General features: G+C 72.1%; 26 protein-coding genes. 11 read left to right on the plus strand and 15 right to left on the minus strand.

Going from position 1 to position 26,076, the window contains the following annotated elements:
- Positions 1–68: 68 nt before the first annotated feature.
- From ACFVYL_RS31645 to ACFVYL_RS31670, 6 genes are all read right to left on the minus strand, one after another.
- Entirely contained in the window at positions 69–236 is a 168-nt protein-coding gene (locus tag ACFVYL_RS31645; protein WP_389722036.1) for a hypothetical protein, read from the minus strand.
- Positions 237–379: 143 nt separating this feature from the next.
- Complete coding sequence (locus ACFVYL_RS31650; RefSeq protein ID WP_389722038.1) at positions 380–1,186, minus strand: type III pantothenate kinase; 807 nt, start codon at positions 1,184–1,186, stop codon at positions 380–382.
- Positions 1,186–2,178 (minus strand): carboxylating nicotinate-nucleotide diphosphorylase, encoded by a 993-nt coding sequence (gene nadC / locus ACFVYL_RS31655; RefSeq protein ID WP_389722040.1) that lies wholly within the window; start codon positions 2,176–2,178, stop codon positions 1,186–1,188. Before nadC ends, ACFVYL_RS31650 begins: the two co-directional genes overlap by 1 nt.
- A 2-nt stretch (positions 2,179–2,180) precedes the next feature.
- Positions 2,181–3,896, minus strand: a complete 1,716-nt coding sequence (locus tag ACFVYL_RS31660) for an L-aspartate oxidase (protein ID WP_389722042.1) — start codon at positions 3,894–3,896, stop codon at positions 2,181–2,183.
- Positions 3,897–3,951: 55 nt separating this feature from the next.
- A complete protein-coding gene (gene panC, locus ACFVYL_RS31665) occupies positions 3,952–4,956 on the minus strand; it encodes a pantoate--beta-alanine ligase (RefSeq protein WP_389722044.1) in 1,005 nt (334 codons plus the stop codon).
- Positions 4,953–5,942 carry a Rossmann-like and DUF2520 domain-containing protein gene (locus ACFVYL_RS31670; protein ID WP_389722046.1) on the minus strand — a complete coding sequence of 330 codons (990 nt, stop codon included), beginning with the start codon at positions 5,940–5,942 and terminating at the stop codon, positions 4,953–4,955. Before ACFVYL_RS31670 ends, panC begins: the two co-directional genes overlap by 4 nt.
- 93 nt (positions 5,943–6,035) lie before the next feature.
- Between ACFVYL_RS31670 and ACFVYL_RS31675 the strand changes: the two genes are divergently transcribed.
- The gene (locus ACFVYL_RS31675; RefSeq protein WP_389722048.1) at positions 6,036–7,223 is read left to right on the plus strand and encodes a threonine aldolase family protein; all 1,188 of its coding nucleotides are present in this window, start codon (positions 6,036–6,038) and stop codon (positions 7,221–7,223) included.
- Here the strand turns inward: ACFVYL_RS31675 and ACFVYL_RS31680 are convergent.
- Positions 7,180–7,425, minus strand: coding sequence for a hypothetical protein (locus ACFVYL_RS31680; protein ID WP_389722050.1), 246 nt, complete (start codon positions 7,423–7,425; stop codon positions 7,180–7,182). The genes ACFVYL_RS31675 and ACFVYL_RS31680 overlap by 44 nt on opposite strands.
- Positions 7,426–7,693: 268 nt before the next feature.
- On the opposite strand from ACFVYL_RS31680, the gene ACFVYL_RS31685 reads away from it, so the two are divergent.
- Positions 7,694–8,800, plus strand: coding sequence for a DUF5937 family protein (locus tag ACFVYL_RS31685; protein ID WP_389722052.1), 1,107 nt, complete (start codon positions 7,694–7,696; stop codon positions 8,798–8,800).
- 25 nt (positions 8,801–8,825) lie between these two features.
- On the opposite strand, the gene ACFVYL_RS31690 is transcribed toward ACFVYL_RS31685, so the two are convergent.
- Positions 8,826–9,494, minus strand: coding sequence for a response regulator (locus tag ACFVYL_RS31690; RefSeq protein WP_389722053.1), 669 nt, complete (start codon positions 9,492–9,494; stop codon positions 8,826–8,828).
- A 54-nt stretch (positions 9,495–9,548) separates the two neighbouring features.
- Positions 9,549–10,751: a sensor histidine kinase gene (locus ACFVYL_RS31695; RefSeq protein WP_389722055.1), complete on the minus strand. Its 1,203-nt coding sequence runs from the start codon at positions 10,749–10,751 to the stop codon at positions 9,549–9,551.
- Between the two features lie 105 nt (positions 10,752–10,856).
- On the opposite strand from ACFVYL_RS31695, the gene ACFVYL_RS31700 reads away from it, so the two are divergent.
- Positions 10,857–11,867: an SAM-dependent methyltransferase gene (locus ACFVYL_RS31700; RefSeq protein ID WP_389722057.1), complete on the plus strand. Its 1,011-nt coding sequence runs from the start codon at positions 10,857–10,859 to the stop codon at positions 11,865–11,867.
- A 4-nt stretch (positions 11,868–11,871) separates the two neighbouring features.
- Here ACFVYL_RS31700 and ACFVYL_RS31705 read toward each other — a convergent pair whose 3' ends face one another.
- Positions 11,872–13,035 carry an NADH-quinone oxidoreductase subunit D gene (locus ACFVYL_RS31705; RefSeq protein WP_389722059.1) on the minus strand — a complete coding sequence of 388 codons (1,164 nt, stop codon included), beginning with the start codon at positions 13,033–13,035 and terminating at the stop codon, positions 11,872–11,874.
- A gap of 85 nt (positions 13,036–13,120) precedes the next feature.
- On the opposite strand from ACFVYL_RS31705, the gene ACFVYL_RS31710 reads away from it, so the two are divergent.
- Together ACFVYL_RS31710 and ACFVYL_RS31715 are read left to right on the plus strand one after the other, a co-directional pair.
- Positions 13,121–13,630 carry a PH domain-containing protein gene (locus tag ACFVYL_RS31710; RefSeq protein WP_389722061.1) on the plus strand — a complete coding sequence of 170 codons (510 nt, stop codon included), beginning with the start codon at positions 13,121–13,123 and terminating at the stop codon, positions 13,628–13,630.
- Between the two features lie 35 nt (positions 13,631–13,665).
- Positions 13,666–14,973 (plus strand): PH domain-containing protein, encoded by a 1,308-nt coding sequence (locus tag ACFVYL_RS31715; RefSeq protein ID WP_389722063.1) that lies wholly within the window; start codon positions 13,666–13,668, stop codon positions 14,971–14,973.
- A gap of 120 nt (positions 14,974–15,093) precedes the next feature.
- Here the strand turns inward: ACFVYL_RS31715 and ACFVYL_RS31720 are convergent, their stop codons facing one another.
- From ACFVYL_RS31720 to ACFVYL_RS31735, 4 genes are all read right to left on the minus strand, one after another.
- Positions 15,094–16,149, minus strand: a complete 1,056-nt coding sequence (locus ACFVYL_RS31720) for a hypothetical protein (protein ID WP_389722065.1) — start codon at positions 16,147–16,149, stop codon at positions 15,094–15,096.
- Positions 16,150–16,411: 262 nt separating this feature from the next.
- Positions 16,412–17,383 (minus strand): ABC transporter substrate-binding protein, encoded by a 972-nt coding sequence (locus tag ACFVYL_RS31725; protein ID WP_389722067.1) that lies wholly within the window; start codon positions 17,381–17,383, stop codon positions 16,412–16,414.
- 84 nt (positions 17,384–17,467) lie between these two features.
- On the minus strand, positions 17,468–18,130 hold the full coding sequence (locus tag ACFVYL_RS31730) for an ABC transporter permease (RefSeq protein ID WP_361725700.1): 663 nt from the start codon (positions 18,128–18,130) through the stop codon (positions 17,468–17,470).
- Positions 18,127–18,855, minus strand: coding sequence for an ABC transporter permease (locus ACFVYL_RS31735; protein WP_389722069.1), 729 nt, complete (start codon positions 18,853–18,855; stop codon positions 18,127–18,129). The genes ACFVYL_RS31730 and ACFVYL_RS31735 overlap by 4 nt, the downstream gene beginning before the upstream one ends.
- A 160-nt stretch (positions 18,856–19,015) precedes the next feature.
- On the opposite strand from ACFVYL_RS31735, the gene ACFVYL_RS31740 reads away from it, so the two are divergent.
- A complete protein-coding gene (locus tag ACFVYL_RS31740; protein ID WP_389722071.1) occupies positions 19,016–20,191 on the plus strand; it encodes an ABC transporter ATP-binding protein in 1,176 nt (391 codons plus the stop codon).
- A gap of 3 nt (positions 20,192–20,194) precedes the next feature.
- On the opposite strand, the gene ACFVYL_RS31745 is transcribed toward ACFVYL_RS31740, so the two are convergent.
- Positions 20,195–21,313 carry an alpha/beta hydrolase gene (locus tag ACFVYL_RS31745; RefSeq protein ID WP_389722073.1) on the minus strand — a complete coding sequence of 373 codons (1,119 nt, stop codon included), beginning with the start codon at positions 21,311–21,313 and terminating at the stop codon, positions 20,195–20,197.
- 226 nt (positions 21,314–21,539) lie between these two features.
- Between ACFVYL_RS31745 and ACFVYL_RS31750 the strand changes: the two genes are divergently transcribed.
- The 5 genes from ACFVYL_RS31750 (at position 21,540) to folK (ending at position 26,032) form a co-directional block, all read left to right on the plus strand.
- A complete protein-coding gene (locus ACFVYL_RS31750; protein WP_389722075.1) occupies positions 21,540–23,384 on the plus strand; it encodes a phosphatidylglycerol lysyltransferase domain-containing protein in 1,845 nt (614 codons plus the stop codon).
- 30 nt (positions 23,385–23,414) lie between these two features.
- Positions 23,415–24,287: a dihydropteroate synthase gene (gene folP / locus ACFVYL_RS31755; protein ID WP_389722077.1), complete on the plus strand. Its 873-nt coding sequence runs from the start codon at positions 23,415–23,417 to the stop codon at positions 24,285–24,287.
- Positions 24,284–24,841, plus strand: coding sequence for a nuclear transport factor 2 family protein (locus ACFVYL_RS31760; protein ID WP_389722079.1), 558 nt, complete (start codon positions 24,284–24,286; stop codon positions 24,839–24,841). The genes folP and ACFVYL_RS31760 overlap by 4 nt, the downstream gene beginning before the upstream one ends.
- Before the next feature lie 223 nt (positions 24,842–25,064).
- The gene (gene folB / locus ACFVYL_RS31765; RefSeq protein ID WP_055565731.1) at positions 25,065–25,424 is read left to right on the plus strand and encodes a dihydroneopterin aldolase; all 360 of its coding nucleotides are present in this window, start codon (positions 25,065–25,067) and stop codon (positions 25,422–25,424) included.
- Positions 25,421–26,032 (plus strand): 2-amino-4-hydroxy-6-hydroxymethyldihydropteridine diphosphokinase, encoded by a 612-nt coding sequence (folK, locus tag ACFVYL_RS31770; protein ID WP_389722081.1) that lies wholly within the window; start codon positions 25,421–25,423, stop codon positions 26,030–26,032. The genes folB and folK overlap by 4 nt, the downstream gene beginning before the upstream one ends.
- Positions 26,033–26,076 lie beyond the last annotated feature (44 nt).

Consider the following 26,076-nt stretch of genomic DNA (forward strand, 5'->3'; position numbering starts at 1 on the left):
CCCACCTTCCGCCTCCCGCGCGCGGAGCGTAGGGGTGCTCGTCCGATCCCGCCCCCCGCCCGGGAGGGCTAATCCGCGCGGCGGCGGGCCAAGGCGTAGGCCACCGCGCCGACACCCAGCGCGGCAACCGCCGCCACCGCGAGCCACGGCAGGATCCCCGCACTCGCCCCGGCCAGCGCCGGATCAGCCGGCTGGGCGGCCCGCGCCGCGGTCGCCGGGCCGCCGATCACTGCCATCAGCGCCGCCGCAACAACCGCAGAGCCCAACCGTCTCGTGCGCCTCATCCGCTCCAACCCGCCCTACGCCCGCTCAAGTCCCGTCCCTGCGCAGACTCTTGCAGAAGGCGGAGGGTTATGCACACGTGGCCATCGTCAATCGGTCAGGTACGGGAGATGTTCCGTTCGTAGACGAGGCGGAGACCGATCAGCGTCAGCCACGGTTCGTGCTCGTCGATGACCGACGCCTCGCCGAGCACCATGGGCGCGAGCCCACCCGTGGCGATCACCGTCACGTCGTCGGGGTCGCCGCCCGCGCCGGCCAGCTCGCGCGCCATCCGGTTCACGACTCCGTCGACCTGGCCCGCGAAGCCGTACAGGATGCCCGCCTGCATGGCCTCCACGGTGTTCTTGCCGATGACGCTGCGCGGACGGGCCAGTTCGATCTTGCGGAGCTGTGCGCCGCGTACGCCGAGGGCCTCCACGGAGATCTCGATGCCGGGGGCGATGACCCCACCGGCGTACTCCCCGCGCGCGGAGACCGCGTCGAAGGTCGTGGCGGTGCCGAAGTCGACGACGATCGCGGGCCCGCCGTAGAGCTCGACGGCGGCGACCGCGTTGATGATGCGGTCGGCGCCGACCTCCTTGGGGTTGTCCATGAGGATCGGGACGCCGGTCTTGATGCCGGGTTCGACCAGGACCGCGGGGACGTCCCCGTAGTAGCGGCGGGTGACTTCGCGCAGCTCGTGCAGGACGGAGGGGACCGTCGAGCAGATGGCGATGCCGTCGATGCCGTCGCCCAGTTCGTCGCCGAGCAGCGGGTGCATGCCCATCAGGCCGTTGAGCAGCACGGCGAGTTCGTCCGCCGTGCGGCGGGCGTCGGTGGAGATGCGCCAGTGCTCGACGATGTCCTCGCCGTCGAAGAGGCCGAGGACGGTGTGGGTGTTGCCTACGTCGATCGTGAGCAGCATCAGTCCCGCACCGCTTCCCGCAGGTCGAGGCCGATGTCGAGGATCGGGGAGGAGTGGGTGAGCGCGCCGACGGCGAGGTAGTCGACGCCCGTCTCGGCGTACGCGCGGGCGTTCTCCAGGGTGAGACGGCCGGAGGATTCGAGGAACGCGCGGCCGGCCACGAGCGCGACGGCCTCCTCGGTCTCGCCCGGCGTGAAGTTGTCCAGGAGGATCAGGTCGGCGCCCGCCTCGACGACCTCGCGCAGCTGGTGGAGAGTGTCGACCTCGACCTCGATGGCGAGGCCGGGGAACTGCTCGCGCACGGCCTTGAAGGCCTGGGTGATGCCGCCCGCCGCGACGACGTGGTTGTCCTTGACCAGGGCCGCGTCGGAGAGCGACATGCGGTGGTTGACGCCGCCGCCCATGCGTACCGCGTACTTCTCCAGGGCGCGGTAGCCGGGGGTCGTCTTGCGGGTGTCGCGGACCTTCGCCTTCGTGCCGTCGAGCGCGTCGGCCCACGCGCGGGTGGCGGTCGCGATGCCGGAGAGGCGGCACAGGATGTTGAGCGCGCTGCGCTCGGCGGTGAGCAGGTCGCGGGTGCGGGTGGTGATGCTCAGGAGGACGTCGCCCGCCTCGACGCGGTCGCCGTCCTCCACGTGCCGCTCGACCTCGAACTCCTCCTCGCACACTACGGAGAGGACCGCTTCGGCGACGCGCAGGCCCGCGACGGTGCCCGCCTGGCGCGCGGCGAAGTCCGCGGTGGCGACGGCGTCCTCGGGGATGGTCGCGGCCGTGGTGACGTCCACGCCACCGGCCAGGTCCTCCTCGATGGCCATGTGCGCGATGTCCTCGATCTGCAGGGGGTCGAGGCCCGCCTCGGTCAGGAGCAGCGCGAGAGCGGGGTCGAGGCCGCACTCCAGGGGGTCGAACGTGCCACCACAGCCGCAGGCGTCGCCGCAGCCACCGCCTGCGGCTGAGGGAGGGGTGAGGGGGAGGTCGTCGGGGGTGCTCACGGTCACTGCTCCTGGGGACTGGGACGGGTCGGAGGGAAGTCGGAGGTCTCGGTCGTGGTGGCCGTCAGCGTCCGGTCCGGATTGAGGCGTACGACGATGTGGCGCCGCCAGGCCGCGTCGTCGCGGTCGGCGTGGTCCTGGCGCCAGTGGCAGCCGCGGGTCTCCTCGCGGCGCTGGGCGGCGGCCACCAGGACGCGGGCCACGCAGAGGAGGTTGGTGGTCTCCCAGGTGTCGACGCCGGGCTCGGCGGTCTTGCCGTGCTCGGCGAGGGCGCCCGCGGCCTCGGCGTGGGTGCGGGCCAGCTGGTCCGCGGCCCGGCTGAGGGACTCGGCCGAGCGCAGCACTCCGGCACCCTCGGTCATGACGCGCTGGATGGTGAAGCGGGCCTCGGGCGGCAGCAGGGGGTGCGCCGGGGTCTCGGGCTGGGTCACGGGGGCGGGCACGCGCGCGTGGAGGGCGTTCTCCGCGTGTTGTGCGGCGATGTCGGCGGCGATGCGCTCGGCGTAGACCAGGCCTTCCAGCAGGGAGTTGGAGGCGAGCCGGTTGGCGCCGTGGACTCCGGTGCAGGCGACCTCTCCGCAGGCGTACAGGCCGGGGACGGTGGTGCGGCCGTGCCGGTCGGTGCGCACCCCGCCGGAGGCGTAGTGCGCGGCCGGGGCGACGGGGATGGGCTCGGTGACCGGGTCGATGCCGTGGGCGCGGCAGGCGGCGAGGATCGTCGGGAAGCGGTTCTCCCACATCTCGGCGCCGAAGTGCCGGGCGTCCAAGTACATGTGCTCGGTGCCCTTTTCCTGCATGCGGCGCGTGATGCCCTTGGCGACGATGTCGCGCGGCGCGAGCTCGGCCAGCTCGTGCTGTCCGACCATGAAGCGCACGCCGTCGGCGTCCACGAGGTGCGCGCCCTCGCCCCGGACCGCTTCGGAGACCAGCGGCTGCTGGCCCTCCGCGTCCGCGCCGAGGAAGAGCACGGTGGGGTGGAACTGTACGAACTCCAGGTCGGAGACCTCGGCGCCCGCGCGCAGGGCGAGCGCGACGCCGTCGCCCGTGGACACGGACGGGTTGCTGGTCGCCGAGAAGACCTGGCCCATGCCGCCGGTCGCGAGGACCACGGCGGGGGCGTGGACGGCGCCCACGCCGTCGTGCTGGCCCTCCCCCATGACGTGCAGGGAGACGCCCGCCGTGCGGCCGTCGGCGTCCGTCAGGAGGTCGAGGACGAGCGCGTTCTCCACGGTGGGTATGCCCCGCGCGCGGACGGCTTCGACCAGGGCACGGGAGATCTCCGCGCCGGTCGCGTCGCCGCCCGCGTGTGCGATGCGGCGGCGGTGGTGGCCACCCTCGCGGGCCAGCTCGATGGCGCCCTCGGAGTCCGTGTCGAAGTGGGCACCGGTCTCGATGAGGCGGCGTACGGCATCGGGCCCCTCGGTGACGAGGGTGCGTACGGCGTCCTCGTCGCACAGGCCCACGCCTGCCACGAGGGTGTCGTGCAGGTGCTGTTCGGGGGTGTCGCCCTCGCCGAGCGCCGCGGCGACGCCGCCCTGCGCCCAGCGGGTGGAGCCGGCGTCCAGGCGGGCCTTGGTCACCACGACCGTCTTCAGGCCGGCGGCCGAGCAGCGCAGGGCGGCCGTGAGACCGGCCACTCCGGAGCCGACGACCACGACGTCGGCTTCGAGGGACCAGCCGGGGGCGGGCGCGTACAGCCGAATTCCGGTGGTGCTCATGCGGTGACTCCGTTCGGGCGTACGAGAGCTGCGCTCGGACGCGTGCGGTGCGCGCTCATACGGCGGCTCCGAACGTCAGCGGGATGTTGTCGATCAGTCGCGTCGAGCCCACCCTGGCGGCCACGGCGAGGACGGCCTCGCCGCGGTGTCCGGGGCGGACCTCGCCGAAGTCGGCGGGGTCCACGAGCGCCACGTAGTCCAGCTCCAGCGGGGGCCGCAGGCGGGCCGCTTCGTCGAGGACCAGCCGGGCGGCCGCGACGACGGCGGCGGGGCCGCCGGTCGTGGAGGGCTCCGCGGAGTGCGCCACGGCGTGCGCGTCGGCCGCCGCGCGGGACTCGCCGAGCTCGCTCAGGGCGACGGCACGCGCGCGGGTGGCGGGGGCGCTGGCGGCACGCGCGCGCAGGGCCTCCTGCGCGGCGTGCCGGTCGCGGCCCGCGAAGAGGGCCTGGGAGAGGGCGAGGGCGGTGCGCCGCTCGGCCGGGGAGAGGTAGCGGTTGCGGCTGGAGAGGGCCAGGCCGTCGTCCTCGCGGACGGTGGGGACGCCGACGATCTCCACGGGGAAGTCGAGGTCGCGCACCATGCGGCGGATCAGGGCGAGCTGCTGGGCGTCCTTCTGCCCGAACAGCGCCACGTCGGGCCCGGTCAGGTGGAGCAGCTTGGCGACGACGGTGAGCATGCCGTCGAAGTGGCCGGGGCGCGTGGCGCCTTCCAGGACGGTGCCCATGGGGCCCGCGCCGATCCGGACCTGGGGCTCGCCGCCGGGATAGACCTCGTCCACGGAGGGAGCGAACACGACGTCCGCGCCCGCCTGTTCGGCGATCTTGACATCGGCGTCGAGGGTGCGGGGATAGCGGTCCAGGTCCTCACCCGCCCCGAACTGCAAAGGGTTCACGAAGACCGTGACGACGACCTCGCCCCCGGGTCCGGCGATGCGGCGGGCGGCGCGGACCAGTGAGGCGTGTCCGTCGTGCAGGGCGCCCATCGTCATGACGACGGCGCGGCGGCCCGCACGCGCACGCGTGCGCAGCGATTCGGCGGTGTGCAGCAGGGCGGTGGTCATCGGTCGCCCCCTTCGGTGGTGCCGGTTCCGCCGCCGTTGGCGAGCACGCCGAGGAGGTCCTCGGCGAGCTCGGGCTTGAGCAGGCCGTGGGCGAGGGCGCGGTCGGCGGTGGCGCGGGCCATCGCGAGGTACCCGGCGACGGTCTGCGGGGCGTGCTTGCGCAACTCGGTGACGTGCGCGGCGACGGTGCCCGCGTCGCCGCGCGCGACGGGTCCTGTGAGGGCCGCGTCGCCCGACCGCAGCGCGTTGTCCAGGGCGGCGCCGAGCAGCGGGCCCAGCATCCGGTCCGGGGCGGCGACGCCCGCGTCGCGCAGCAGGTCCATGGACTCGGCGACCAGGGTGACCAGGTGGTTCGCGCCCAGGGCGAGGGCCGCGTGGTAGAGCGGGCGGTTCTCCTCGGCGATCCACTCGGGCTCGCCGCCCATCTCGATGACCAGGGCCTCCGCGGCGAGCCGCAGCTCCTCGGGCGCGGTCACGCCGAACGAGCACCCGGCGAGGCGCTGCACGTCGACGGGGGTGCCGGTGAACGTCATGGCGGGGTGCAGCGCGAGCGGCAGGGCGCCCGCGCGCAGGGCGGGTTCCAGGACATTGGTGCCGTACCGCCCGGAGGTGTGCACGAGCAGCTGGCCCGGGCGGACGGCCCCGGTCTCCGCGAGGCCCTCGACGAGGCCGGGCAGGGCGTCGTCGGGGACGGTCAGGAGCACCAGGTCGGCGCGGTCGAGGACCTCGGCGGGCGGCACGAGGGGGACGTCGGGCAGCATGGCGGCGGCTCGTCGTACGGACGTGTCGGACACGCCGGACGCGGCCACCGGGCGGTGCCCGGCGAGCTGCAGCGCCGCGGCGAGCGCGGGGCCGACTCGGCCCGCTCCCACGACTCCCACGGTGAGCCTCGCGGGGCGGTCCCGCGGGTCTGGCTGATGCGATGCGTTCACGCGGCGGCGCCTTCCGTTCCAGTCCGCTCGGGGTACCGGACGATTTCTCGTCATGCTAACGCGATCGGTCGGGGGCGCGTCCTTCGCTGTCCACAGGCTGTGGTTATTCATGTGACCGGTTCCGGCGGGACGGTCCATGCTCGGAGGATGCCCTCCCACAGCGCACCCCAAGAGCAGCCGGAACCGCAGGATCAGGATGCGGACGCGTACGACCACCAGTCGGCCCGCCGCCGCGCCGCCGCCCTGGGCGCGGCCAGGACCCTGCACCGCGCCCCGCTGCACGTCCCGCTCACCGAGCGCCTGTCGGCCCTGGCGGCCGCGGCTCCCGGGGTCGTCGGCCCGGACGAGCCCGTCGATGTCTACGGAGACGGCGTCGTCGCCACTCTGGAGGGTGAGGTCGCGCGGCTGCTCGGCAAGGAGGACGCCGCGTTCTTCCCGACCGGCACCATGGCCCAGCAGGTCGCGTTGCGCTGCTGGGCGGGCCGTACGGGGAACGCGACGGTGGCCCTGCATCCGAAGGCGCACCCCAAGCTGCACGAGGGGGGCGCCTTCTCCGTGGTCAGCGGGTTGCGCACGGTGCACCCGACGGCCGAGCCGCGGCTGCCCACGGCGGACGAGGTGCGGGACTTCGGGGAGCCCTTCGGAGCGCTGATGCTCGAACTGCCGCTCCGGGACGCCGGTTTCGTCCTGCCGGAGTGGGAGGAGCTGGAAGAGGTCGTGGCGGCGGCTCGCGAACGGGACGCCGTCGTGCACTTCGACGGTGCCCGGCTGTGGGAGTGCACGACGCACTTCGGCCGGGGCCTCGCGGAGATCGCCGGGCTCGCCGACTCCGTGTACGTGTCGTTCTACAAGTCCCTCGAAGGGCTGAGCGGCGCCGCGCTGGCCGGTCCGCGCACGCTCGTCGAGGAGGCGAGGACGTGGCGCCACCGCTACGGGGGTCAGGTGTTCCAGCAGTTCCCGGCCGCGGTGTCGGCCCTGCTCGGCCTGGAGCGCACACTGCCCCGGCTGCCCGATTACGTCGAGCACGCGCGCGTGGTCGCCGACGCGCTGCGCGAGGGGTTCGCGGCCGCGGGGGTGCCCTGGTCGCGCGTGCACCCCGAGCGCCCGCACACCCATCAGTTCCAGGTGTGGCTGCCGTACGCGCCTGACGTACTGGGCGAGGCCTGCCTGGGGCAGGCCGAGGAGACCGGCACCCTGCTCTTCGGGCGCTGGTTCCCGGACGGGCCGCCCGGCCTCTCGGTCACGGAGGTCACCGTGACCGAGGAGGGCCTGAAGTGGACGGCCGACGACGTCAGGGAAGCGGTCGCGGAGTTCGTGCGACGGATCCCCCGCTGAGACGGCCGCCGCGGAAGAACCGGGCCAGGGCGGCGCGGAACCTGCCGTGGACGGGACGTTCCGCCACGACGGCACGGAAGCGCTCGTAGTCGCGGACCTCGCGGACGGCCTGCCAGTCGTCCCGGCCGGGCGCGGGCGGCGTCGGCTGGCCGTGCTGTGCGGCGCGGTAGCTGTCGAGGAGGAACTGCTGGGTGACGCTCATGACGGAACACCTCTCGGAATAAATGGTACTTAACGGACATCGATGGGCCACGAAAGGGGCGTAGGAGGACTGCGGAAAGGAGTACGGGACGGGGTGCGGAACGGAGTGCGGGAGGGGGTGGCCACCGGTGCGGGCCAACGGTCACGGCGGCGCTGCCGTGCCTCTCGATGACCACAGCCTGCTCCCGCCGCACCCTCCGCGTCGCGTCGATTGACGGCGCTCGTCAATCGACGGCCGCGCTGTCAGTGGCGCGGTGCACCATGAGGTCATGAGCGTGAGCATCGACATCACCGGGCTTCCCCAGGAGCGGATCCACGTCGTTCCCTCGCCCCTGGCCGAGCTCGGCATGGCGCTGCACGCGCTGTCCGAACCGGGCCACCACCCCGGGCTCCAGGGCTGGGCCACAGCCGTCTCCACGCGCCTTGACCCGTGCCTGGCGGACCGCATGTGCGAGGCCGACTTCCTGTGGCGCACGACGTTCTCGGACGTCTTCACGCCGTTCGCAGGCCTCCCCGGGCGGAACGAAAGGCCGGGGGCCACGCTCGCCGAGGAGCTCGACCAGCTGGACAAGCTGACCGACGAACAGTTCGTGGACGCGGCCCTGGAGTTCACCTGCCAGTCGACGTACTCGGAGCCGGACCGCAGGCTGCTCGCCGACCCCGCCGTGCAGCGGCGCGCGCTGGACCTGGCCGCCGCCCGCGGCCCGCACCAGGTGCGTTTCACCAAGCGGCTGCTGGACGATCCGCCGACCGTCCGCGCGTGGTTCCGCTCACTCCTGGAGGACTGCGAAGAGGCCTTCTTCGCCGACACCTGGGCCCGGGTGAGCCATCAACTGGCCGCGGACGCCCGGCACAAGACCGAGCTGCTGCGGCGCAAGGGGCTCGCGGAGGCCCTGAAGGCCATGTCCACCGCGGTGTCCCTCGACGAGAGCGAGCGGCTCATCACCGTCGACAAGATCAGCGTCGGCCGCACCACCACGGGCTCGGGGGGCCTGACGATCGTCCCGACCAGCCTCGGCTGGCCGCACCTGTGGGTGCTGCACCGCAAGGGCTGGCAGGCGTCGATCACGTACCCCATCAGCTCCCCCGGCCTCACCGACCCGCCCACCGTGGAGCAGCTGACCCGCCGCATGTCCGCGCTCGCCCACCCGGTGCGGATGCGGCTGTGCCGCCACCTCGCGCGCGGGGCGTACACGACGAGCGAGCTGGCCGACGCGCACGGCATGACGGCGCCGGAGATATCCCGGCACCTGAGCGTCCTGAAGAAGGCCGGCCTGATCACCACGCGCCGCCGCGGCCGCTATGTCCAGCACCAGCTGGACATCGGCGTCGTGTCCCGCCTGGGCAGCGACTTCATCGAGGGCGTGCTGCGCTAGAAGAACTCCGGACCGGCAAAAGGCCCTAGACGCCCCCGGCCCGCACCAGGCCCGTCTCGTACGCGAGGACCACCACCTGCACCCGGTCCCGCAGGTCCAGCTTGGTCAGGATGCGTCCGACGTGCGTCTTGACGGTCGCCTCCGAGAGGACGAGCCGCGCCGCGATCTCGCCGTTCGACAGGCCCTGGGCGACCAGGATCATCACCTCGCGCTCCCGCCCGGTGAGCCGCTCCAGCTGCTTGAGCTGGGGCTGCCCGCCGGTGTTCGGCAGCATCGGGGCGAAGCGGTCGAGGAGGCGTCGCGTGGTGGACGGCGCGACCACCGCGTCGCCGCTGTGCACGGAGCGGATCGCGGCCAGCAGCTCCCCCGGCGGCACGTCCTTGAGCATGAAGCCGGACGCACCGGCCTTCAGCCCCGAGAAGGCGTACTCGTCGAGGTCGAAGGTGGTCAGGATCAGCACCTTCGGCGGGTTCGGGTCCTGGCAGATGCGCCGGGTCGCCTCCACGCCGTCCAGCTTCGGCATGCGCACATCCATCAGCACCACGTCGACCTCGGTCGCGCGCAGCACCTCCAGGGCCTCGACGCCGTCGCCCGCCTCCGCGACGACGTCCATGTCCGGCTGGGCGGCGAGCACCATCCGGAACCCGGTGCGCAGCAGCACCTGGTCGTCGACGAGCATCACGCGGATCGACATCAAGGAGTCCCTTCGGGGAAGTTCGGTGAGGGTGCCAGTGTGCAGGTGAGGGTGTCAGTGTGCAGGCTTGAGCGGCAGCAGCGCACTGATGCGGAAGCCGCCCCCGGGGCGGGGTCCCGCGTCCAGCGTGCCGCCGACCATGCCGACACGCTCCCGCATGCCGATCAGACCGTGCCCGCTGCCGTCGGCCCCGCCGTCCTCGTACAGCTCGTGCGGGGCGCCCTTGCCGTCGTCCTCGACGAGCAGCCCGAGGCCGTCGTCGAAGTAGACCAGGCGCACGCTTGCCCCGGCGTTCTCCCCGCCGTGCTTGCGGGTGTTGGTGAGCGCCTCCTGCACGATGCGGTACGCGGTGAGCTCCACGCCGCTGGGCAGCGGGCGTGGGGTGCCCTCCACCTTGTAGTCGACGGGCAGGCCCGCCGTGCGCACCTGCTCGATGAGCTCGTCGAGCTGCTCGACGTCGGGCTGCGGCACGTACTCGCCGCTCTCCTCGGGCTCACCGGTGCGCAGCACGCCGAGCAGCCTGCGCATCTCGGCCAGCGCCTGCCGGCCGGTGCCCGAGATGGTCTCCAGGGCCTTCCTCGCCTGGTCGGGCGCCGCGTCAAGGACGTACGCGGCGCCGTCGGCCTGGACCACCATCACCGAGACGTTGTGCGCGACGACGTCGTGCAGCTCGCGGGCGATACGGGCCCGCTCGGCCGCCACCGCGACCTTCGACTGCGCCTCGCGCTCCCTCTCCAGGCGGTCGGCGCGTTCCTCCAGCTGGGCGAGGTAGGCGCGGCGGGTGCGGATGGAGTCGCCGAGGACCCAGGCGAGCACGAACGGGACCATCTGGAAGGTCGCGTAGAGCACGTTGTGGAAGGCGTCCGTGTTCTCCATTGGCCAGCGCATCGTCGAGAGCGGAGCCGCGCACAGGCCGCCCACCAGCGCGAACCGCGAGGCCCACTTCGCCCCGACGGCCGCCGCCGTGTAGATGATCACCAGCATCGCGAAGTTCGCCGGCATCGTCCGCACGTCGAAGACGAGCTGCACGAAGCCGATGACGCCGGCGAACACCAGCATCTTCTCGGGCGCCCGCCGGCGCAGCGCCACCACCAGGGAGAGGCCCACGGCGACGGGGACGGCCACGACGCCCGGGTCGCGGCCGTCTCCCTCGGCCGTGGCCACCAGACCGATCCCGGAGATCCCGAGGAGGACGAAGGCCCAGAAGCCGTCGACCCATGTCGGGTGTCTGCGGAGGAAGTCATAGAGGCGCTGCACGTAACCCAGCGTAGGCAGCCCCGCGGCGCCCCCGGGTCAACCGGAGGTCCGATCCCTGTCGAGCACATGTACTCCCCAAGGTGGAGGCCCCTTAGCCTGCGGTCTGTGACGAACGACGACAGTGAGGCGCGTCCCGGCGCTCCGCGCGGCTGGCGCGAGGCGACGGAGGCCGCCCTGTACGGCCCCCGGGGCTTCTACCGCCGACCGGAAGGACCCGCCGGACACTTCCGCACCTCCGTGCACGCCTCGCCCCTCTACGCGGCCGCCGTGGCCCGTCTGCTGGCCCGCCTGGACGAGGCGCTCGGTCACCCGGACGAGGTGGCCTTCGTGGACATGGGCGCGGGCCGCGGCGAGCTGACCGAGGGCGTCCTGGCCGCGCTCCCCTCCGATGTGGCGGCACGCGTGCGTGCGTACGCGGTGGAACGCGCGGAGCGCCCCGCGGACCTCGACCCGCGCATCGAGTGGCGGAGCACACCGCCGGCCGGCGTCACGGGCCTGCTCTTCGCCAACGAGTGGCTGGACAACGTCCCCGTGGACGTCGCCGAAGTGGCCGCCGACGGAACGCCCCGCCGGGTGCTCGTGCACGACGACGGGACCGAGACGCCGGGCGGCCCCGTCGAGGGGGCGGACGCCGACTGGCTGGCGCGCTGGTGGCCGCTGGCGGCCGAGCCGGGGCTGCGCGCGGAGATCGGGCGCCCCCGGGACGAGGTGTGGGCGGCGGCCGTGGCGGCCCTGAGGCGCGGTCTGGCGGTCGCGGTCGACTACGCCCACGTCCGGGACGCCCGCCCGCCGTTCGGGACGCTGACGGGCTTCAGGGAGGGCCGTGAGACGGCACCCGTGCCCGATGGCGAGCACGACATCACGGCCCATGTGGCGCTGGACGCCTGCGCCCTGCAGGGGGCCGCGCTGCTCACCCAGCGGGCGGCGCTCGGCGGCCTCGGTGTGAGCGGCGGACGGCCGCCGCTCACGCTCGCCTCCAGCGACCCGGCGGCTTACGTGCGGGCCCTCTCCCGCGCGGGCGAGGCCGCGGAGCTCACCGCCGACGGCGGCCTCGGCGACTTCGGATGGCTGCTGCAGCCGGTCGGCGTACGCCTGGAGGCACTGCTGTCCGCGTGAGGCCCTACTTGTCGATGTCCCCGACCACGAAGAAGAGTGACCCGAGGATCGCCACCATGTCCGCCACCAGCTGCCCCGGAAGCAGCTCGGCCAGCGCCTGGATGTTGTTGTACGAGGCCGAGCGCAGCTTCAGGCGGTACGGGGTCTTCTCGCCCTTGCTGACGAGGTAGTAGCCGTTGATGCCGAGCGGGTTCTCGGTCCACGCGTACGTGTGGCCCTCGGGGGCCTTGAGTACCTTCGGGAGGCGCTGGTTGATCGGGCCCTGCGGGAGATCGGCGAGCCGGTCCAGACAGGCGTCCGCGAGGTCGAGGGCGACATGGGTCTGCTCCAGGAGGCACTCGAAACGGGCCAGACAGTCGCCCTCCTGACGTGTGACGACCTTGAGGGTGTCCTGGAGCTCGCCGTACGCGAGGTACGGCTCGTCACGGCGCAGGTCGAAGTCGATTCCGGAGGCGCGGGCGATGGGACCGCTCACTCCGTAGGCATGCACCGCCTCGGGCGAGAGGACGCCCACGCCGCGCGTGCGGCCCCGGAAGATCTCGTTGCCGAGCACGAGCCGGTCGTACACGTCCATGCGCGAGCGCACCGACGCGACCGCCGCACGCGCGCGGGTGGCCCATCCGGAAGGCAGGTCCTCCTTGAGGCCGCCCACGCGGTTGAACATGTAGTGCATGCGGCCGCCGGAGATCTCCTCCATCACGTTCTGGAGCTCCTCGCGCTCGCGGAACGCGTAGAACACCGGGGTGATGCCGCCCAGTTCGAGCGGGTACGAACCGAGGAACATCAGGTGGTTGAGGACCCGGTTCAGCTCGGCGAGCAGCGTGCGCATCCAGACGGCCCGCTCGGGGACCTCCATGCCGAGCATCCGCTCCACACCCAGGACGACGCCCAGCTCGTTCGAGAACGCCGACAGCCAGTCGTGCCGGTTGGCCAGCATCACGATCTGCCGGTAGTCCCGGGCCTCGAAGAGCTTCTCCGCACCGCGGTGCATGTAGCCGATGACCGGCTCCGCGTGCTGGATGCGCTCGCCGTCCAGGACCAGGCGGAGGCGGAGCACACCGTGCGTGGACGGGTGCTGGGGGCCGATGTTCAGCACCATGTCGGTGCTCTCGGCCGCTCCGCCGATGCCGAGCGTGGTCTCCGTGGTGGTCTCCGTCGTGGGACTCATGGCCACAGTCTCTCGCACGCCCCGCCGTCCGTGGCCGCCCGTTCCGCCGTATCCGTCTGTCACACCGCGTACGTACGCTTGAGCCATGGAAACGGGGACGGCGGGGACCGCGGGACCGGCGGGCGCGCACACGGAGCCGGTGTGGACCGGGCTGCCGCGCGGGCTGCTGAAGGTGCGACGGCTCCTCCTGGTGGTCTGGCTGGTGCCGCTCGCGGTGGCCGTCGGCGTGCTGCTCGGCCTGCTCGCGGGGCCCGCCTGGGCCGCCTTCGCGCTGCTGCCGCTCGCCGTCGTGGCCTGGGGCTGGCCGCTCCTCGGGCGGAACTGGCGCTCGTGGCGGTACGCGGAGCGCGCCGACGACCTGCTCATCAGCCGGGGCGTGCTCTGGCGCGAGGAGACCGTCGTGCCGTACGGCCGCATGCAGCTCGTCGAGGTGACGTCGGGGCCGGTGGAGCGGCGCTTCGGACTCGCGAGCGTCCAGCTGCACACCGCCGCCGCGGCCACCGACGCGCGCCTGCCCGGGCTGCTCCCCGAGGAGGCCGAGCGGCTGCGCGACCGCCTGACCGAGCTCGGCGAAGCCCGATCGGCGGGGTTGTGAGCGACGTACGGGAAGCCCGCGACGGAGACGGGCCTGTGACGGCGGACGGCGCGTCGCCCGAGCGGCGGCTGCACCCCGTCACACCGCTGCGCCGCGCGTGGGCCCCCTTCGCGGTCCTGGTGGGCTGGGCGGTCCACGACCCGAACGGCACCCAGCAGCGCCTCTCCGAACTGACCGCCACCACCCTGCTCCTGGGCAGCGCCGCCGTCGTCATCGGCGGCGCCCTGTACGGCTTCCTGAGCTGGTGGTTCACGCACTTCTCGGTCACCGACACCGAACTGCGCATCCGCACCGGGCTGTTCTTCCGGCGCACGGCCCACATCCGTCTCGACCGCCTCCAGGCAGTCGACGTGACGCGGCCGCTGCTCGCCCGTCTCGCGGGCGTCGCCAAGCTCAAGCTGGACGTTGTCGGCGCGGAGAAGAAGGACGAGCTGGCCTACCTCGGCGAACGGGAAGCGGCCGGACTGCGGGCCGAACTCCTCGCGCGGGCGGCCGGTTTCGCCCCCGAGGAGGCACGCGAAGTGGGCGAGGCGCCCGTGCGGGGCCTGCTGCACGTCCAGCCGCGCATGCTCGCCGTATCGCTGCTGCTGACCGGCGGGCCCTGGGCGCTGCTCCTCGCGGCGGTCGTGGTGCCCGCGTTCCTCTGGATCGCCACGCACAACGCCTGGACCGTCCTCGCGACGGCCCTGCCCATGCTGGGCGGCGCGTTCGCGAGCAGCGGCGGCCGTTTCATCAAGGAGTACGACTGGACGGTGGGCGAGTCCCCGGACGGCATCCGCATCGACCACGGACTGCTCGACAAGGCCCACGAGACGGTGCCGCCGGGCCGCGTGCAGACCGTGCACATCGTGCAGCCGCTGCTGTGGCGGCGGCGCGGCTGGGTGCGGGTCGAGCTGGACGTGGCGGGCTCGGCCAACGGCGTCCTGGTGCCGGTCGCGCCGCGGGAACACGCCGAGGCGGTGATCGGCCGGGTCCTGCCGGGCGTACGGGTGCCGGTGGCGGCCGACCTCGATCCGCCGCCCGCGCGCGCGGCGTGGTGCGTGCCGCTCTGGTGGAAGGGGTACGGCCTGGCGGTCACCGGTGAGGTCTTCGCGGCGCGCCACGGCCTGCTCAAGCGCCGCCTCTCGCTCGTGCCGCACGCCAAGGTGCAGAGCGTGCGGCTCTCCCAGGGGCCGTGGGAGCGGTTCAAGGGCGTGGCCGACGTACGGGTGGACACGGGCGCCAACAAGACCGTGACGGCCCGTCTGCGGCCCGCGGCCGAGGCGGCCGCGCTTCTCCAGGCCCAGGCGGACCGGTCCCGGACGGGCCGCAGAACGGCGCGTCCGGACCGCTGGATGGCCTGAGGGCCTGCTGCCGGGCGCCGGGCGCTTCGCCCAGTGTCCTGCCGGGGCGCCTCGCGGGGCGGCTGCGGGCACGGCGCGGCTGGGCGCGCAGTTCCCCGCGCCCCTACAGGGGCGCGACGCTCACGCCCGCAGGGCCGTCCTCAGTCCCGCCACGTCGATCTGTTCCGTCTCGTCGTGGGCCGTCAGGTCGATGACCTGGCCGACACCCCGCGCCGCGTCGTCCTCGGGCGCGTTCTTGAACGCGCCCTCGGCCTCCGCCTTGTGGACCGCGAGGGCCTCCTCACCCACGACGTCGGCGAGGTCCTCGTTCTGCACGGACTCCAGCGCCGCGGGCGCCACGTTCTTCGTGCCGAAGAAGTCGAACCCGCCCTGGGGCGCCTGGCGCCGCGCCTGCACGGGCGGCGCGACGGCGACCGCGCGCTCGTGCCCGCCGTATCCGTCGGCCGCCCCGGGCTTCCCCTGCGAATCGTCCTCCGCTTCGTCCCCGGACGCCGGTCCCGGTGCCATACGGTCGAGCGCCACGTTGGCCCGCAGGAACAGGGAGGGGGTGGGACTCGCACCCGGCCGGGCGGCACTCCTCGCCGCCTCGCCACTCGCACCAGAGCCTGAGCCTGAGTCAGAATCAGAGCCAGAGCCAGAGCCAGAACTGGTCTCCGTACGAGCCGGAGCCTCCGTACGAGGTGAAGCCTCTGCACCAGGTGAAGCCTCCGTACGCGCCCCGGGCACCGGCGCCCCGGCCCGCACCGCGGGCACCAGGTCCTCCGCGCCGGAACCCGCGCCAGAACCCGTACCGGCCGCCGGCAGCGCGGGCGCCGGGGACGACGCCTCGATGGCGAGCAGCCGACGCCCCTCCAGGGCGCTGGCCCGCTCCGTCTCGGCGGTGGCGTACCGCCGCAGGAGCGCCGCGTGCTCGTTGCGCAGCGCCGCCAGCTCGGCGCGCTTGGCGCGCAGCTTCGTCTCCAGCTTGCCCCGCAGTTCGCGGGACTCCTCGAGGTCGCCCTCGGCCTCGGCTATCCGTTCCTCGTAGCGCCACTCGTCGCTCGCGCGGGCCCGGCCGAGTTCGGCGACGCGTTTGCCGGCCGCCTGGTCCCAGCGGCGCATGACGACCGAGCCGACGACGGCGGCGGCCGCCGCGGCCGCGACGAGTCCGCGGAGCACGATCGGTTCCGCGAACATCCAGGCGCCGCCGGCGCTGAGAACAGAGACGCCTGCGACCGTCGAGGGAGGAAGCAGCCTGTGCAGGGGTGGGGAATGGCGGTGACGTCCACGTGGCATGGCCAGAAACTTACCGCGCGTAGGCGAAGTCTGGTGCCCCGCCCGGCAAAAAGCAGGCATCACAACCAGAACTCGCCACAACTCCCCACCCCTCATCCGCTTTACTTCAGCGCTCAACTTCCGCTGCGATCACGGAACTTCCCGGAACTTTTCTTGATCAACTTCAGATCAGGCCCTTCGACTTCAGATACTCGTGCGCGACATCCGCTTCCTTCTGCCGCTCCTCGTCGACCTTCCGGTTGAGTTCCATGAGGTCTTCCGTGGTGAGTGTCTTGGTCAGCTTCCCGAGCGCGGCGGCTATCTCCTTGCCACCGGCCTCCTTCTCGTTCACCACCGGAACGATGTTGTCCGCGTTCTGCAGCTTCTTGTCGTCCTCGAGGACCACGAGGTCGTAGTTCTTCAGCGTCGCGTCGGTCGTCGTGGTCAGCAGCATCTGGTCCGTGCCGTTCTTGACGGCCTGCTTGGACTGCGTGTTGCCGACGCCCTTGGGGTCGATTCCGGCGACGTCGATGCCGTACTTCGACTTCAGGCCCGGCGCGCAGAAGGGGCGGGTCTCGCATTCGTCGCCCGCCGCGATCTTGACCTTCTCGCCCGACCTGCCGAGGTCCGAGAGCGTCTTGAGCTTGTGCTTCTCGGCGTATTCCCTGGAGACCGCGAACGCGTTCTGGTCGACCGCCTTACCCGCCGGGAGCACCTTCAGACCCTGCGGCTCCGCGAGCTTCTCCAGAGCGCTCACCGTGGCGTCCACATCGCTGGAGGCGACGGGCTTCGCCTTCGGGCCGTTCTTCTCGCGGTTGAGGAATTCCGCGAGCGTCGCCGCGTATTCGGGCGCGACGTCGATCGAGCCCTTCTTCAGTTCGGGCTTGTAGATCTCGCGGTTCTGCACGGTCTTGACCTGCGCGTCATAACCGGCATCCGCCAAGACGCCCACATAGAGCTCGGCGAGCACCTTCTGCTCGGTGAACCGCGCGGAGCCCACGACGAGCGAGCCCTTCTTGCCGTCGCCCGCCTTGTCCGCCCCGCCGCCCTTCGACTCCAGGTCGTCCCCGCCGCACGCGGCGAGACCCGCGGTCAGCGCCACGACGGTCGCGACCGCCCCTGCCATCCGTCGCGCACGACGCGTGTTGCTGTTCATCGGTGAACCACCATTTCGAAAGGAAGAAAGAATCAGAACTCGCTGTACCGGGCTTTCGCCGCACTGAGCTATCGCCGCACTGAGCTATCGCCGCATCGGGTCGAAGAGACGTCCGGCGACGACCAGGACCCCCTCCACGAGCAGCGCGAGCAGCGCCACCAGGACGGCGCCCGCCACCACTTGCGGCGTGTTCTGCAGGTTGAACCCGGCCGTGATGATCCGGCCGAGGCCCCCCTCGCCCGCCATCGCGGCGAGCGTGGCCGTCGCGACCACCTGGACACCGGCCGACCGGACGCCGGTCATGATCAGCGGATACGCGAGCGGCAGCTCGACCCGCGCGAACAGCTGGCCGCCGCTCATCCCCATCCCGCGCGCGGCCTCCACCACCGACCGGTCCACCTCGCGCATCCCCAGATACGCGTTGGTCAGCAGGGGCGGTACGGCGAAGAGCACGAGCGCGATCAGCGTCGGCGCGTCGCCGTGCTCACCGAGCGGGGTGAGCGTGAGCAGGATCAGCAGGGCCAGGGTGGGCACCGCACGGCCGACGTTGGAGATGTTGACCGCGAGGGCGCCGCCCTTGCCGATGTGGCCGAGGTACAGCGCGAGGGGCAGCGCGATGACGCAGGCGACGGCGAGGCAGACACCGCTGAAGTACAGGTGCTCGGCGAGCCGGTGCCACACCCCCTTCTCGCCCTGCCAGTTGGCGCCCGTGGTCAGCCAGTCGTACGCCCCGGATATCGCGTTCATACAGGCTCAGCCACCTTGGCCGGGTCCGCCTTCCGCGCGGCGCGGCTCGTCCGTATCCGATGGGCCCGCGTCCACGGCGTCAGCCACCGCTGGAGCCCGAGCAGCAGCAGGTCGGCGGTCACGGCGAGGAGCACGCAGAGCACCGACGCCGTGAGCACCTGGGCCTTGAAGGTCGTGTCGAGGCCGTCGAGGATGAGGGTGCCGAGGCCGCCGTAGTCCACGATGGCGCCGACGGTGGTCAGCGCGACCGTGGAGACCGTGGTGATGCGGACGCCGGCAAGCAGGGCGGGCAGCGCGAGCGGCAGCTCCACCTCCCACAGCAGCCTCGCCGGGCCGTACCCCATCCCCCTGGCGGCGTCCCGCGCCTCGTCGGGGACGGCCTGGAGACCGGCCAGGATGTTCCGCACGAGGACCGTGAGGCTGTACAGCACGAGGCCGGTGACGACCAGTGAGGCCGAGAGCCCGAAGAGGGGCAGGAGCAGCGAGAACATCGCCAGCGAGGGGATGGAGTAGAGCACGGTCGTCACGCCGAGGATCGGTCCCGCGAGGAAACGCCAGCGCCGCGCGAGCAGGGCGAGCGGCAGGGCCACCGCGACTCCGATCACCACGGAGACGACCGTGATCCCCACGTGCTGCAGGGTCGCATCGGTCAACTCCTGGCTGCGGGTGCGGAGATATTCTCCGCAGACCCAGTCGTTCGTCACCAGACAGTTCTTCTCGGCCACGCGCCCCACCTCCCCCGAATCCCCGGACGTATGCCGTACGCACGTCCCCCCCCGTGTCTGGCGACCCTAACGCGCGGCACCGACAATCGCAGAGACTCGTCGTACGGCCGCAACACCGCCTTTACGCAAAGCCCGCCACCGCCCTCCACAATGGGGAACCATGATCCGGTTCGAGCACGTCACCAAGCGCTATGCGGACGGCACCACGGCCGTCGACGATCTGTCCTTCGAGGTCGCCGAGGGTGAACTGGTCACGCTCGTCGGCCCCTCGGGCTGCGGCAAGACGACGACGATGAAAATGGTGAACCGGCTCATCGAGCCGAGCGCGGGCCGGATATGCGTCGACGGCGACGACATATCCGCGATCGATCCGGTCCAACTGCGGCGCCGTATCGGCTATGTGATCCAGCAGGTCGGCCTCTTCCCGCACAAGACAGTCCTCGACAACACGGCGACCGTGCCGCACCTCCTCGGCGTCAAGCGGGGCAAGGCCCGCGAGCGCGCGGCCGAACTCCTCGACCTGGTCGGCCTCGACCCCGCCGTCTTCGGCGACCGCTATCCCGAGCAGCTCTCCGGAGGACAGCGCCAACGCGTCGGCGTGGCCCGCGCCCTGGCGGCCGACCCGCCGGTGCTCCTGATGGACGAGCCCTTCGGAGCGGTCGACCCGGTGGTGCGCGAGCACCTGCAGAACGAGTTCCTCCGCCTCCAGCAGGCCGTGCGCAAGACCGTGCTCTTCGTCACGCACGACATCGAGGAGGCGGTCCGTCTCGGCGACCGGATCGCCGTCTACGGAGAGGGCCGCATCGAGCAGTTCGACACCCCCTCGACGGTCCTCGGCGCCCCCGCGAACGACTACGTGGCCGACTTCGTCGGCGCGGACCGCGGCCTGAAGCGGCTCTCCGTGACGCCGATCGAGGAGGGCGACCTGGAACAGCCCCCCGTGGTGCACCTCGACGACCCGCTGCCCAAGGAGCTCGACGCCCGCTGGGCCGTCGTCCTGGACGGCGACAACAACCTGCACGGCTGGATCTCCGCCGAGCACGCGCGCGTGGGCAGCGGCACGGTCCGCGCGCACGCCCGCCGCATGGAGGCGTGGCTGCCGGTGGGCGCGAGCCTGAAGCAGGCGTTCGCGACGATGCTGCAGCACGACGCGGGGTGGATCGCGGTCATCGACAAGGACAGCGAGGGCCGCTTCCTCGGCGTGCTCACCCCGGCCCGGCTGCACGAGGCCCTGCGCCGCTCCACGGCGGCGGAGGCGCGCGCCATCGCGCGCGCCGAGGTCGACCTGGAGACGGTGACGGCGATCGGCACGGTCGGCACCTTCGGCACGGACTGAGCCTCAGTCCTCGCTGAGGCGCCCGCCCATCCACTTCAGGGCGGCGGGGATCTCCCTGCGCCAGGTGTTGAAGTTGTGCCCGCCGCTGTCCAGCGTGATCGACGAGACGCGTGTGGGCGGCTTCACCTTGTCGATAAACTTCTGGGTGTCGCCGTAGTTGTCCTCGCCCTTCTTGCTGCTGGTCACCAGCAGGGACGTCTTGGGCGCCGGCTTGTGGTCGAGGTACCAGAGCAGGTCGGCGCGCCGCTGCAGGTCCTTGTCGCCGTGGAAGAGGTCGCCGGTGGTGACGTCGAGGGGTGCCTTGTAGTACGCGGACAGGCCCGCGCCCGCGGCGTACGCCTCGGGGTGGTGCATGGCGAGCTTCAGGGCGCAGTAGCCGCCCGTGGAGTCGCCGATGGCGCCCCAGTTCTGGGGCTTGACACCCACCCTGTAGTGATCCGCCACAGCTCCGGGCAGGTCCTTGGCGAAGAACGTCTCGGTCTGCGGGCCGCCGGGGATGTCCACGCACTCCGTGTCGCGCGGCGGTGCCACCGTGGGCCGCATCATGACCAAGATCATCGGCTGCATCTTGCCGTCGGCGGCCTGCTTGTGGGCGGTCTGCGGGTAGTGCAGCCCCTTGATCAGCGCCTGCGCGGTGCCCGGGTAGCCGGTGAGCACCACGGCCGCGGGGAACTTCCGGTTCTTGTACTGCGGCTGGAAGTACTCGGGCGGCAGGTAGACGTAGGCCGGGCTGGCGATGTCGGACCTCTTGCCGCTGATCTCGACCTTCTGGATCTGGCCCCCGGTGGCGGGCCGGCTGCCGCCCGGCACGTTCACGGTCTGGGTGTCGACGACCTTGACGGGCCCTGTTCCTTTGGCCGGATCGTGGTCGACCACCACTCCGGGGGCCGTCTCCTGGCCGAAGAGGTCGGCCCACGTGGCGTAGAAGCCGAAGGCCTGGTTGGCCGACAGGCCCACCGAGGCGAATATGGCGACCTGGGTGGCGATGAGCAGCCCGACGCGGCCGGTGATCGCCTTCCAGCTGCGGCGGGCGAGCCGCGGCCAGAGCCAGATCGTGCCGACGAAGAGCAGCACCGCCAGCAAGACCGCAAGGGCGAGGACCTTGTTGCTCGTGAGACCCATGGGGTGTTCCTGCCTGCGCTTTCTACCTGTGCCGGGCACGTGCCGCGGCTTGACCGGGCCCGGCCCGGACCTTGCCGGCGCTTACCGGGGTCCTTGCCAGAGCTTTTCCAGCGGTTTCCGGTCGGGAATGAACCCGTGTCCCAGAAGGACCGTCCTAGAGAACGCAATGTTGCCGGATGCCGTTCTGGCGCCGGAATCAAGGTCTCTCGCAGAACTACGGGATGCGATGTCTGTCAGGATAGATGGGGAAAAGTCGGGCGGGGTTCCGGACAGTGAGGGCCGCCACCGCGACGGTCGACTGCGCCGGATACTGCGCGGCCCACGGCCCGAGGCGGTGCCGACCCTCGTCGCCAGAGCATGCACGCTCGTCGGCCTGCTGAATGTCGCGGCCGGTGTCTTCCCTCGCTTCCGGCACAGCCGCATGCACGCCATCGCCGAGGTGCTGCCCGGCGCGCTCGGCCCGTTCGCCGCCGCAATGGCGCTCAGCTCCGGCATCCTGCTGCTCCTGCTCGCGCACGGCCTGCGGCGCCACAAGCGCCGGGCGTGGCGGGCCGCCACGGTGCTGCTGCCCGTGGGCGCCGTGGCGCAGTTCGGATACCGGCACTCGGTCATCGGCGTGGTGATCTCGCTCGCGCTTCTCGCGCTCCTGTTGCGCCATCGGAGTGAGTTCACGGCGCTGCCCGATCCGCGCAGCCGCTGGCGGGCGCTGGCCAACTTCGTCCTCCTCGGTGCCGGTTCGATCGCTCTGGGCCTGGTGATCGTCAGCATCCACCCCGGGAAGGTCGTCGGGGACCCGAGCATCACGGACCGCCTGGAGCACGTCCTCTACGGCCTCTTCGGCTTCGAAGGACCCGTCGACTACTACGGACGCACGTCCTGGACGGTCGGTTTCTCCCTCGGCGCCCTCGGCATGCTGACCGCCCTCACCACCATCTACCTGGCCTTCCGCCCCGAGCACCCGATCGCGCGCCTCACCGAGGACGACGAGACGAAGCTGCGCGCGCTGCTCGACAAGCACGGCGGCCGCGACTCGCTCGGCCACTTCGCGCTCCGCCGCGACAAGGCCGTCGTCTTCTCCCCCAGCGGCAAGGCCGCCGTCACCTACCGCGTCGTCTCCGGAGTGATGCTCGCGAGCGGCGACCCCATCGGTGACGTCGAGGCCTGGCCCGGCGCGATCGAGCGCTTCATGGACGAGGCGAAGGCCCACTCCTGGACGCCCGCCGTCATGGGCTGCTCCGAGACCGGCGGCGAGGTCTGGACCCGCGAGACCGGCCTTGACGCCCTGGAACTGGGCGACGAGGCGGTGGTGGACGTCGTGGATTTCTCCCTCTCCGGGCGTGCGATGCGCAACGTACGCCAGATGGTCAAGCGGATCGAGCGCAATGGCTACGAGACGCGCGTACGGCGCATCCGTGACCTCGGCGCGCAGGAGCTCGCCAAGATCCAGCGCGCCGCCGACGACTGGCGCGGCACCGACACCGAGCGCGGCTTCTCCATGGCGCTCGGCCGCATCGGCGACCCGAACGACGGCGACTGTCTGATCGCCACCGCGCACAAGGCGGACGAGGAGCCCGGCTCCTACGGCGACCTGAAGGCCGTCCTCCACTTCGTGCCGTGGGGCAAGGACGGCGTCTCCCTCGACCTCATGCGCCGCGACCGCTCCGCCGACCCCGGCATGAACGAGCTGCTCATCGTCGCCGCCCTGCAGGCCGCCCCGAAACTCGGCATCGCTCGAGTCTCGCTCAACTTCGCGATGTTCCGCGCGGCCCTCGCCCGCGGCGAGAAGATCGGCGCGGGCCCCGTCCTGCGCGCCTGGCGCGGCCTGCTGGTCTTCCTCTCCCGCTGGTTCCAGATCGAGTCCCTGTACAAGTTCAACGCGAAGTTCCGCCCCCGCTGGGAGCCCCGCTTCGTCGTCTACCGCTCCAGCAAGGACCTGCCCCGCATCGGCTTCGCCGCCATGCAGGCCGAGGGCTTCGTGACCCTCGCCCTCCCCCGGTTCCTGCGCAGGGGCACCCCGCAGCGCCGCCCCTGCCCGCACCAGGCGGCGGAACGCGAGGTCCAGGCGGCGTAGCACCCGTCCCCACGGGCCTAGGCTGGAGGCATGAGTACGTTGCGCGGGCGGGGATCGGTCCAGGGGCTGCCGGAGTGGGACCGCTGTGCGGTCATGGGCGTGGTGAACGTGACGCCGGACTCGTTCTCCGACGGCGGTCGCTGGTTCGACACGACGGCCGCCGTCAAGCACGGCATCGACCTGGTCGCGCAGGGCGCCGACCTCGTCGACGTCGGCGGCGAGTCCACCCGCCCCGGCGCCTCCCGCGTGGACGAGGACGAGGAGCTCAAGCGCGTCGTCCCCGTGGTGCGCGGCCTGGCCGCCGAAGGCGTCACGGTCTCCGTGGACACCATGCGCGCCACCGTCGCCGAGCAGGCACTGGCCGCGGGCGCCGTCCTCGTGAACGACGTCAGCGGCGGCCTCGCCGATCCCCGCATGGTCCCGGCGGTCGCCGCCGCGGACGCTCCCTTCGTCGTCATGCACTGGCGCGGCTTCCTCACCGACATCCACGCCAGGCCGCATTACGAGGACGTGGTCTCCGAAGTCGTCACCGAGCTGCACGCACGCGTGGCGGCCGCCATCGAGGGCGGCATCGCCCCCGAGCGCATCGTCATCGACCCGGGCCTCGGCTTCTCCAAGGACGCCGAACACGACCTGGCCCTCCTCGGCCGCTTCGAGCGGCTCACCGAGCTCGGCCACCCGATCCTCGTCGCCGCCTCCCGCAAGCGGTTCCTCGGCCGCGTCCTCGCCGGCCCCGAGGGCGCCCCGCCGCCCGCCCGCGAGCGCGACGCCGCCACCGCCGCGGTCTCCGCCATAGCCGCCCACCAGGGCGCCTGGGCGGTCCGCGTGCACGAGGTGCGGGCCACGGCCGACGCGGTCCGGGTCGCCCGGGCCGTGACGGGCGCGGCGGGCGGCCACCGGTGACCGCGGCACGGACCGACATCGAGCAGGTCGAGCTGGCCAACACCGCCTTTTACGAAGCGCTGGAGCGCGGCGACTTCGACGCGGTGTCCGACCTGTGGCTGGACTCCGACACGGACACCGACGGAACGGTCACCACCACCGAGACCGACGCCGACAACGTCCTCGACGACACCACAGAGGGCGGCGAGGCCGAGACGACGGCCGGGGACACCGTCTCCTGCGTCCACCCCGGCTGGCCCGTCCTCAGAGGCCGCGGCGAGGTCCTCAGGTCGTACGCGCTGATCATGGCGAACACGGAGTACATCCAGTTCTTCCTCACCGATCTGAAGGTCGGCGTGACCGGCGACACCGCCCTGGTGACGTGCACCGAGAACATCCTCAGCGGCGGACCGCCCCCGGAGGGCGGCGGTGAACTCGGCCCGCTCGTGGGCCAGCTCGTGGTCGCCACCAATGTGTTCCGGCGCACACCCGACGGCTGGAAACTCTGGTCCCACCACGCGTCGCCCGTGCTGGCCGAAACTGACGGCGAGGAGGACGACGAGACCCCCTCCTGAGTGGGTAGACGCTGGGAGTGGCTGGGATCACAGGCCGTCGGGTACGGGCGGCCACCGGCCATGAGCCGCGGCCGGAACGCGGCTCGACCGGCCTCCGCCGTGGCCCTCCGCGGGCCCCGCGGGCGAGCACTGTCGGTGCTCGCAGGTAGATTCGATCGAGGCTGGTGTGCCGACCGCACTCGGTACAGGCCTGCCGATACCGACGATTGCAGGAGTGATTCGCGTGGATCGTGTCGCGCTGCGCGGCCTCAAGGCCCGCGGGCACCACGGTGTCTATCCGCGGGAGCGCGAAGAGGGCCAGACCTTCATCGTGGACCTGGTGCTTGGTCTGGACACGCGCGCGGCCGCGGCCGACGACGACCTGGCGAAGACCGTGCACTACGGGATCGTGGCCGAAGAGGTCGTCGCCGTCGTCGAGGGCGAACCCGTCGACCTCATCGAGACGCTGGCCGAGCGCATCGCGCAGGCGTGTCTCAAGCACGACGGAGTCCTGGAGGTCGAGGTGTGCGTGCACAAGCCGGACGCCCCGATCACCGTGCCGTTCGACGACGTGACCGTCACCATCACCCGGAGCCGAGTATGACTGCGCCCTTCAAAGCGGGTCAGAGCGACCCGACCGTCCAGCCGGTGCCCACCTCCGTCGTCGAACAGGTGGACGCGGCGGACACCACCCTCTCCAACCCCAAGCGCGCCGTGATCTCCCTCGGCAGCAATCTCGGCAACCGCCTGGAGACGCTGCAGGGCGCCATCGACGCCCTGGAGGACACGCCCGGCCTGCGGGTCAAGGCGGTCTCTCCGGTGTACGAGACCGAGCCGTGGGGCGTCGATCCCGGCAGCCAGCCCTCGTACTTCAACGCGGTCGTCGTGGTGAAGACGACCCTGCCGCCCGCCTCGCTCCTGGAGCGCGCGCACGCGGTCGAGGAGGCCTTCCACCGCGTCCGCGACGAGCGCTGGGGCCCGCGCACGATCGACGTGGACATCGTGGCGTACGCCGACGTCGTCTCCGACGACCCGGTGCTCACGCTGCCCCACCCGCGCGCGCACGAGCGTGCCTTCGTCCTCGCCCCCTGGCACGACGTCGACCCCGAGGCCCAGTTGGCCGGCCGCGGTCCGGTGGCACAGCTCCTGGAGAAGGTCACCCGCGAAGGTGTCGCGCCCCGCGCCGACCTGGAACTCCGACTGCCGGAGTAGTCGTTGGAGAAGGCGGTCGAGGTAAGCAAGCCGATGAAGGGTCA

The organism is Streptomyces sp. NPDC058308, assembly GCF_042880275.1.
Taxonomy (GTDB): domain Bacteria; phylum Actinomycetota; class Actinomycetes; order Streptomycetales; family Streptomycetaceae; genus Streptomyces.

What these genes read in the sequence shown, in the direction of transcription:
- ACFVYL_RS31675 (WP_389722048.1), top strand. Translation starts at nt 6,036, where the DNA reads ATGCCCTCCCACAGCGCACCCCAAGAGCAGCCGGAACCGCAGGATCAG.
- ACFVYL_RS31705 (WP_389722059.1), bottom strand. Translation starts at nt 13,035, where the DNA reads ATGAGTCCCACGACGGAGACCACCACGGAGACCACGCTCGGCATCGGC.
- ACFVYL_RS31730 (WP_361725700.1), bottom strand. Translation starts at nt 18,130, where the DNA reads ATGAACGCGATATCCGGGGCGTACGACTGGCTGACCACGGGCGCCAAC.
- ACFVYL_RS31725 (WP_389722067.1), bottom strand. Translation starts at nt 17,383, where the DNA reads ATGAACAGCAACACGCGTCGTGCGCGACGGATGGCAGGGGCGGTCGCG.
- ACFVYL_RS31660 (WP_389722042.1), bottom strand. Translation starts at nt 3,896, where the DNA reads ATGAGCACCACCGGAATTCGGCTGTACGCGCCCGCCCCCGGCTGGTCC.
- ACFVYL_RS31750 (WP_389722075.1), top strand. Translation starts at nt 21,540, where the DNA reads ATGTCTGTCAGGATAGATGGGGAAAAGTCGGGCGGGGTTCCGGACAGT.
- ACFVYL_RS31680 (WP_389722050.1), bottom strand. Translation starts at nt 7,425, where the DNA reads ATGAGCGTCACCCAGCAGTTCCTCCTCGACAGCTACCGCGCCGCACAG.
- ACFVYL_RS31720 (WP_389722065.1), bottom strand. Translation starts at nt 16,149, where the DNA reads ATGTTCGCGGAACCGATCGTGCTCCGCGGACTCGTCGCGGCCGCGGCG.
- ACFVYL_RS31690 (WP_389722053.1), bottom strand. Translation starts at nt 9,494, where the DNA reads ATGTCGATCCGCGTGATGCTCGTCGACGACCAGGTGCTGCTGCGCACC.
- folK (WP_389722081.1), top strand. Translation starts at nt 25,421, where the DNA reads ATGACTGCGCCCTTCAAAGCGGGTCAGAGCGACCCGACCGTCCAGCCG.
- folP (WP_389722077.1), top strand. Translation starts at nt 23,415, where the DNA reads ATGAGTACGTTGCGCGGGCGGGGATCGGTCCAGGGGCTGCCGGAGTGG.
- ACFVYL_RS31740 (WP_389722071.1), top strand. Translation starts at nt 19,016, where the DNA reads ATGATCCGGTTCGAGCACGTCACCAAGCGCTATGCGGACGGCACCACG.
- ACFVYL_RS31650 (WP_389722038.1), bottom strand. Translation starts at nt 1,186, where the DNA reads ATGCTGCTCACGATCGACGTAGGCAACACCCACACCGTCCTCGGCCTC.
- ACFVYL_RS31670 (WP_389722046.1), bottom strand. Translation starts at nt 5,942, where the DNA reads ATGACGAGAAATCGTCCGGTACCCCGAGCGGACTGGAACGGAAGGCGC.
- ACFVYL_RS31710 (WP_389722061.1), top strand. Translation starts at nt 13,121, where the DNA reads ATGGAAACGGGGACGGCGGGGACCGCGGGACCGGCGGGCGCGCACACG.
- panC (WP_389722044.1), bottom strand. Translation starts at nt 4,956, where the DNA reads ATGACCACCGCCCTGCTGCACACCGCCGAATCGCTGCGCACGCGTGCG.
- ACFVYL_RS31745 (WP_389722073.1), bottom strand. Translation starts at nt 21,313, where the DNA reads ATGGGTCTCACGAGCAACAAGGTCCTCGCCCTTGCGGTCTTGCTGGCG.
- ACFVYL_RS31645 (WP_389722036.1), bottom strand. Translation starts at nt 236, where the DNA reads ATGGCAGTGATCGGCGGCCCGGCGACCGCGGCGCGGGCCGCCCAGCCG.
- ACFVYL_RS31685 (WP_389722052.1), top strand. Translation starts at nt 7,694, where the DNA reads ATGAGCGTGAGCATCGACATCACCGGGCTTCCCCAGGAGCGGATCCAC.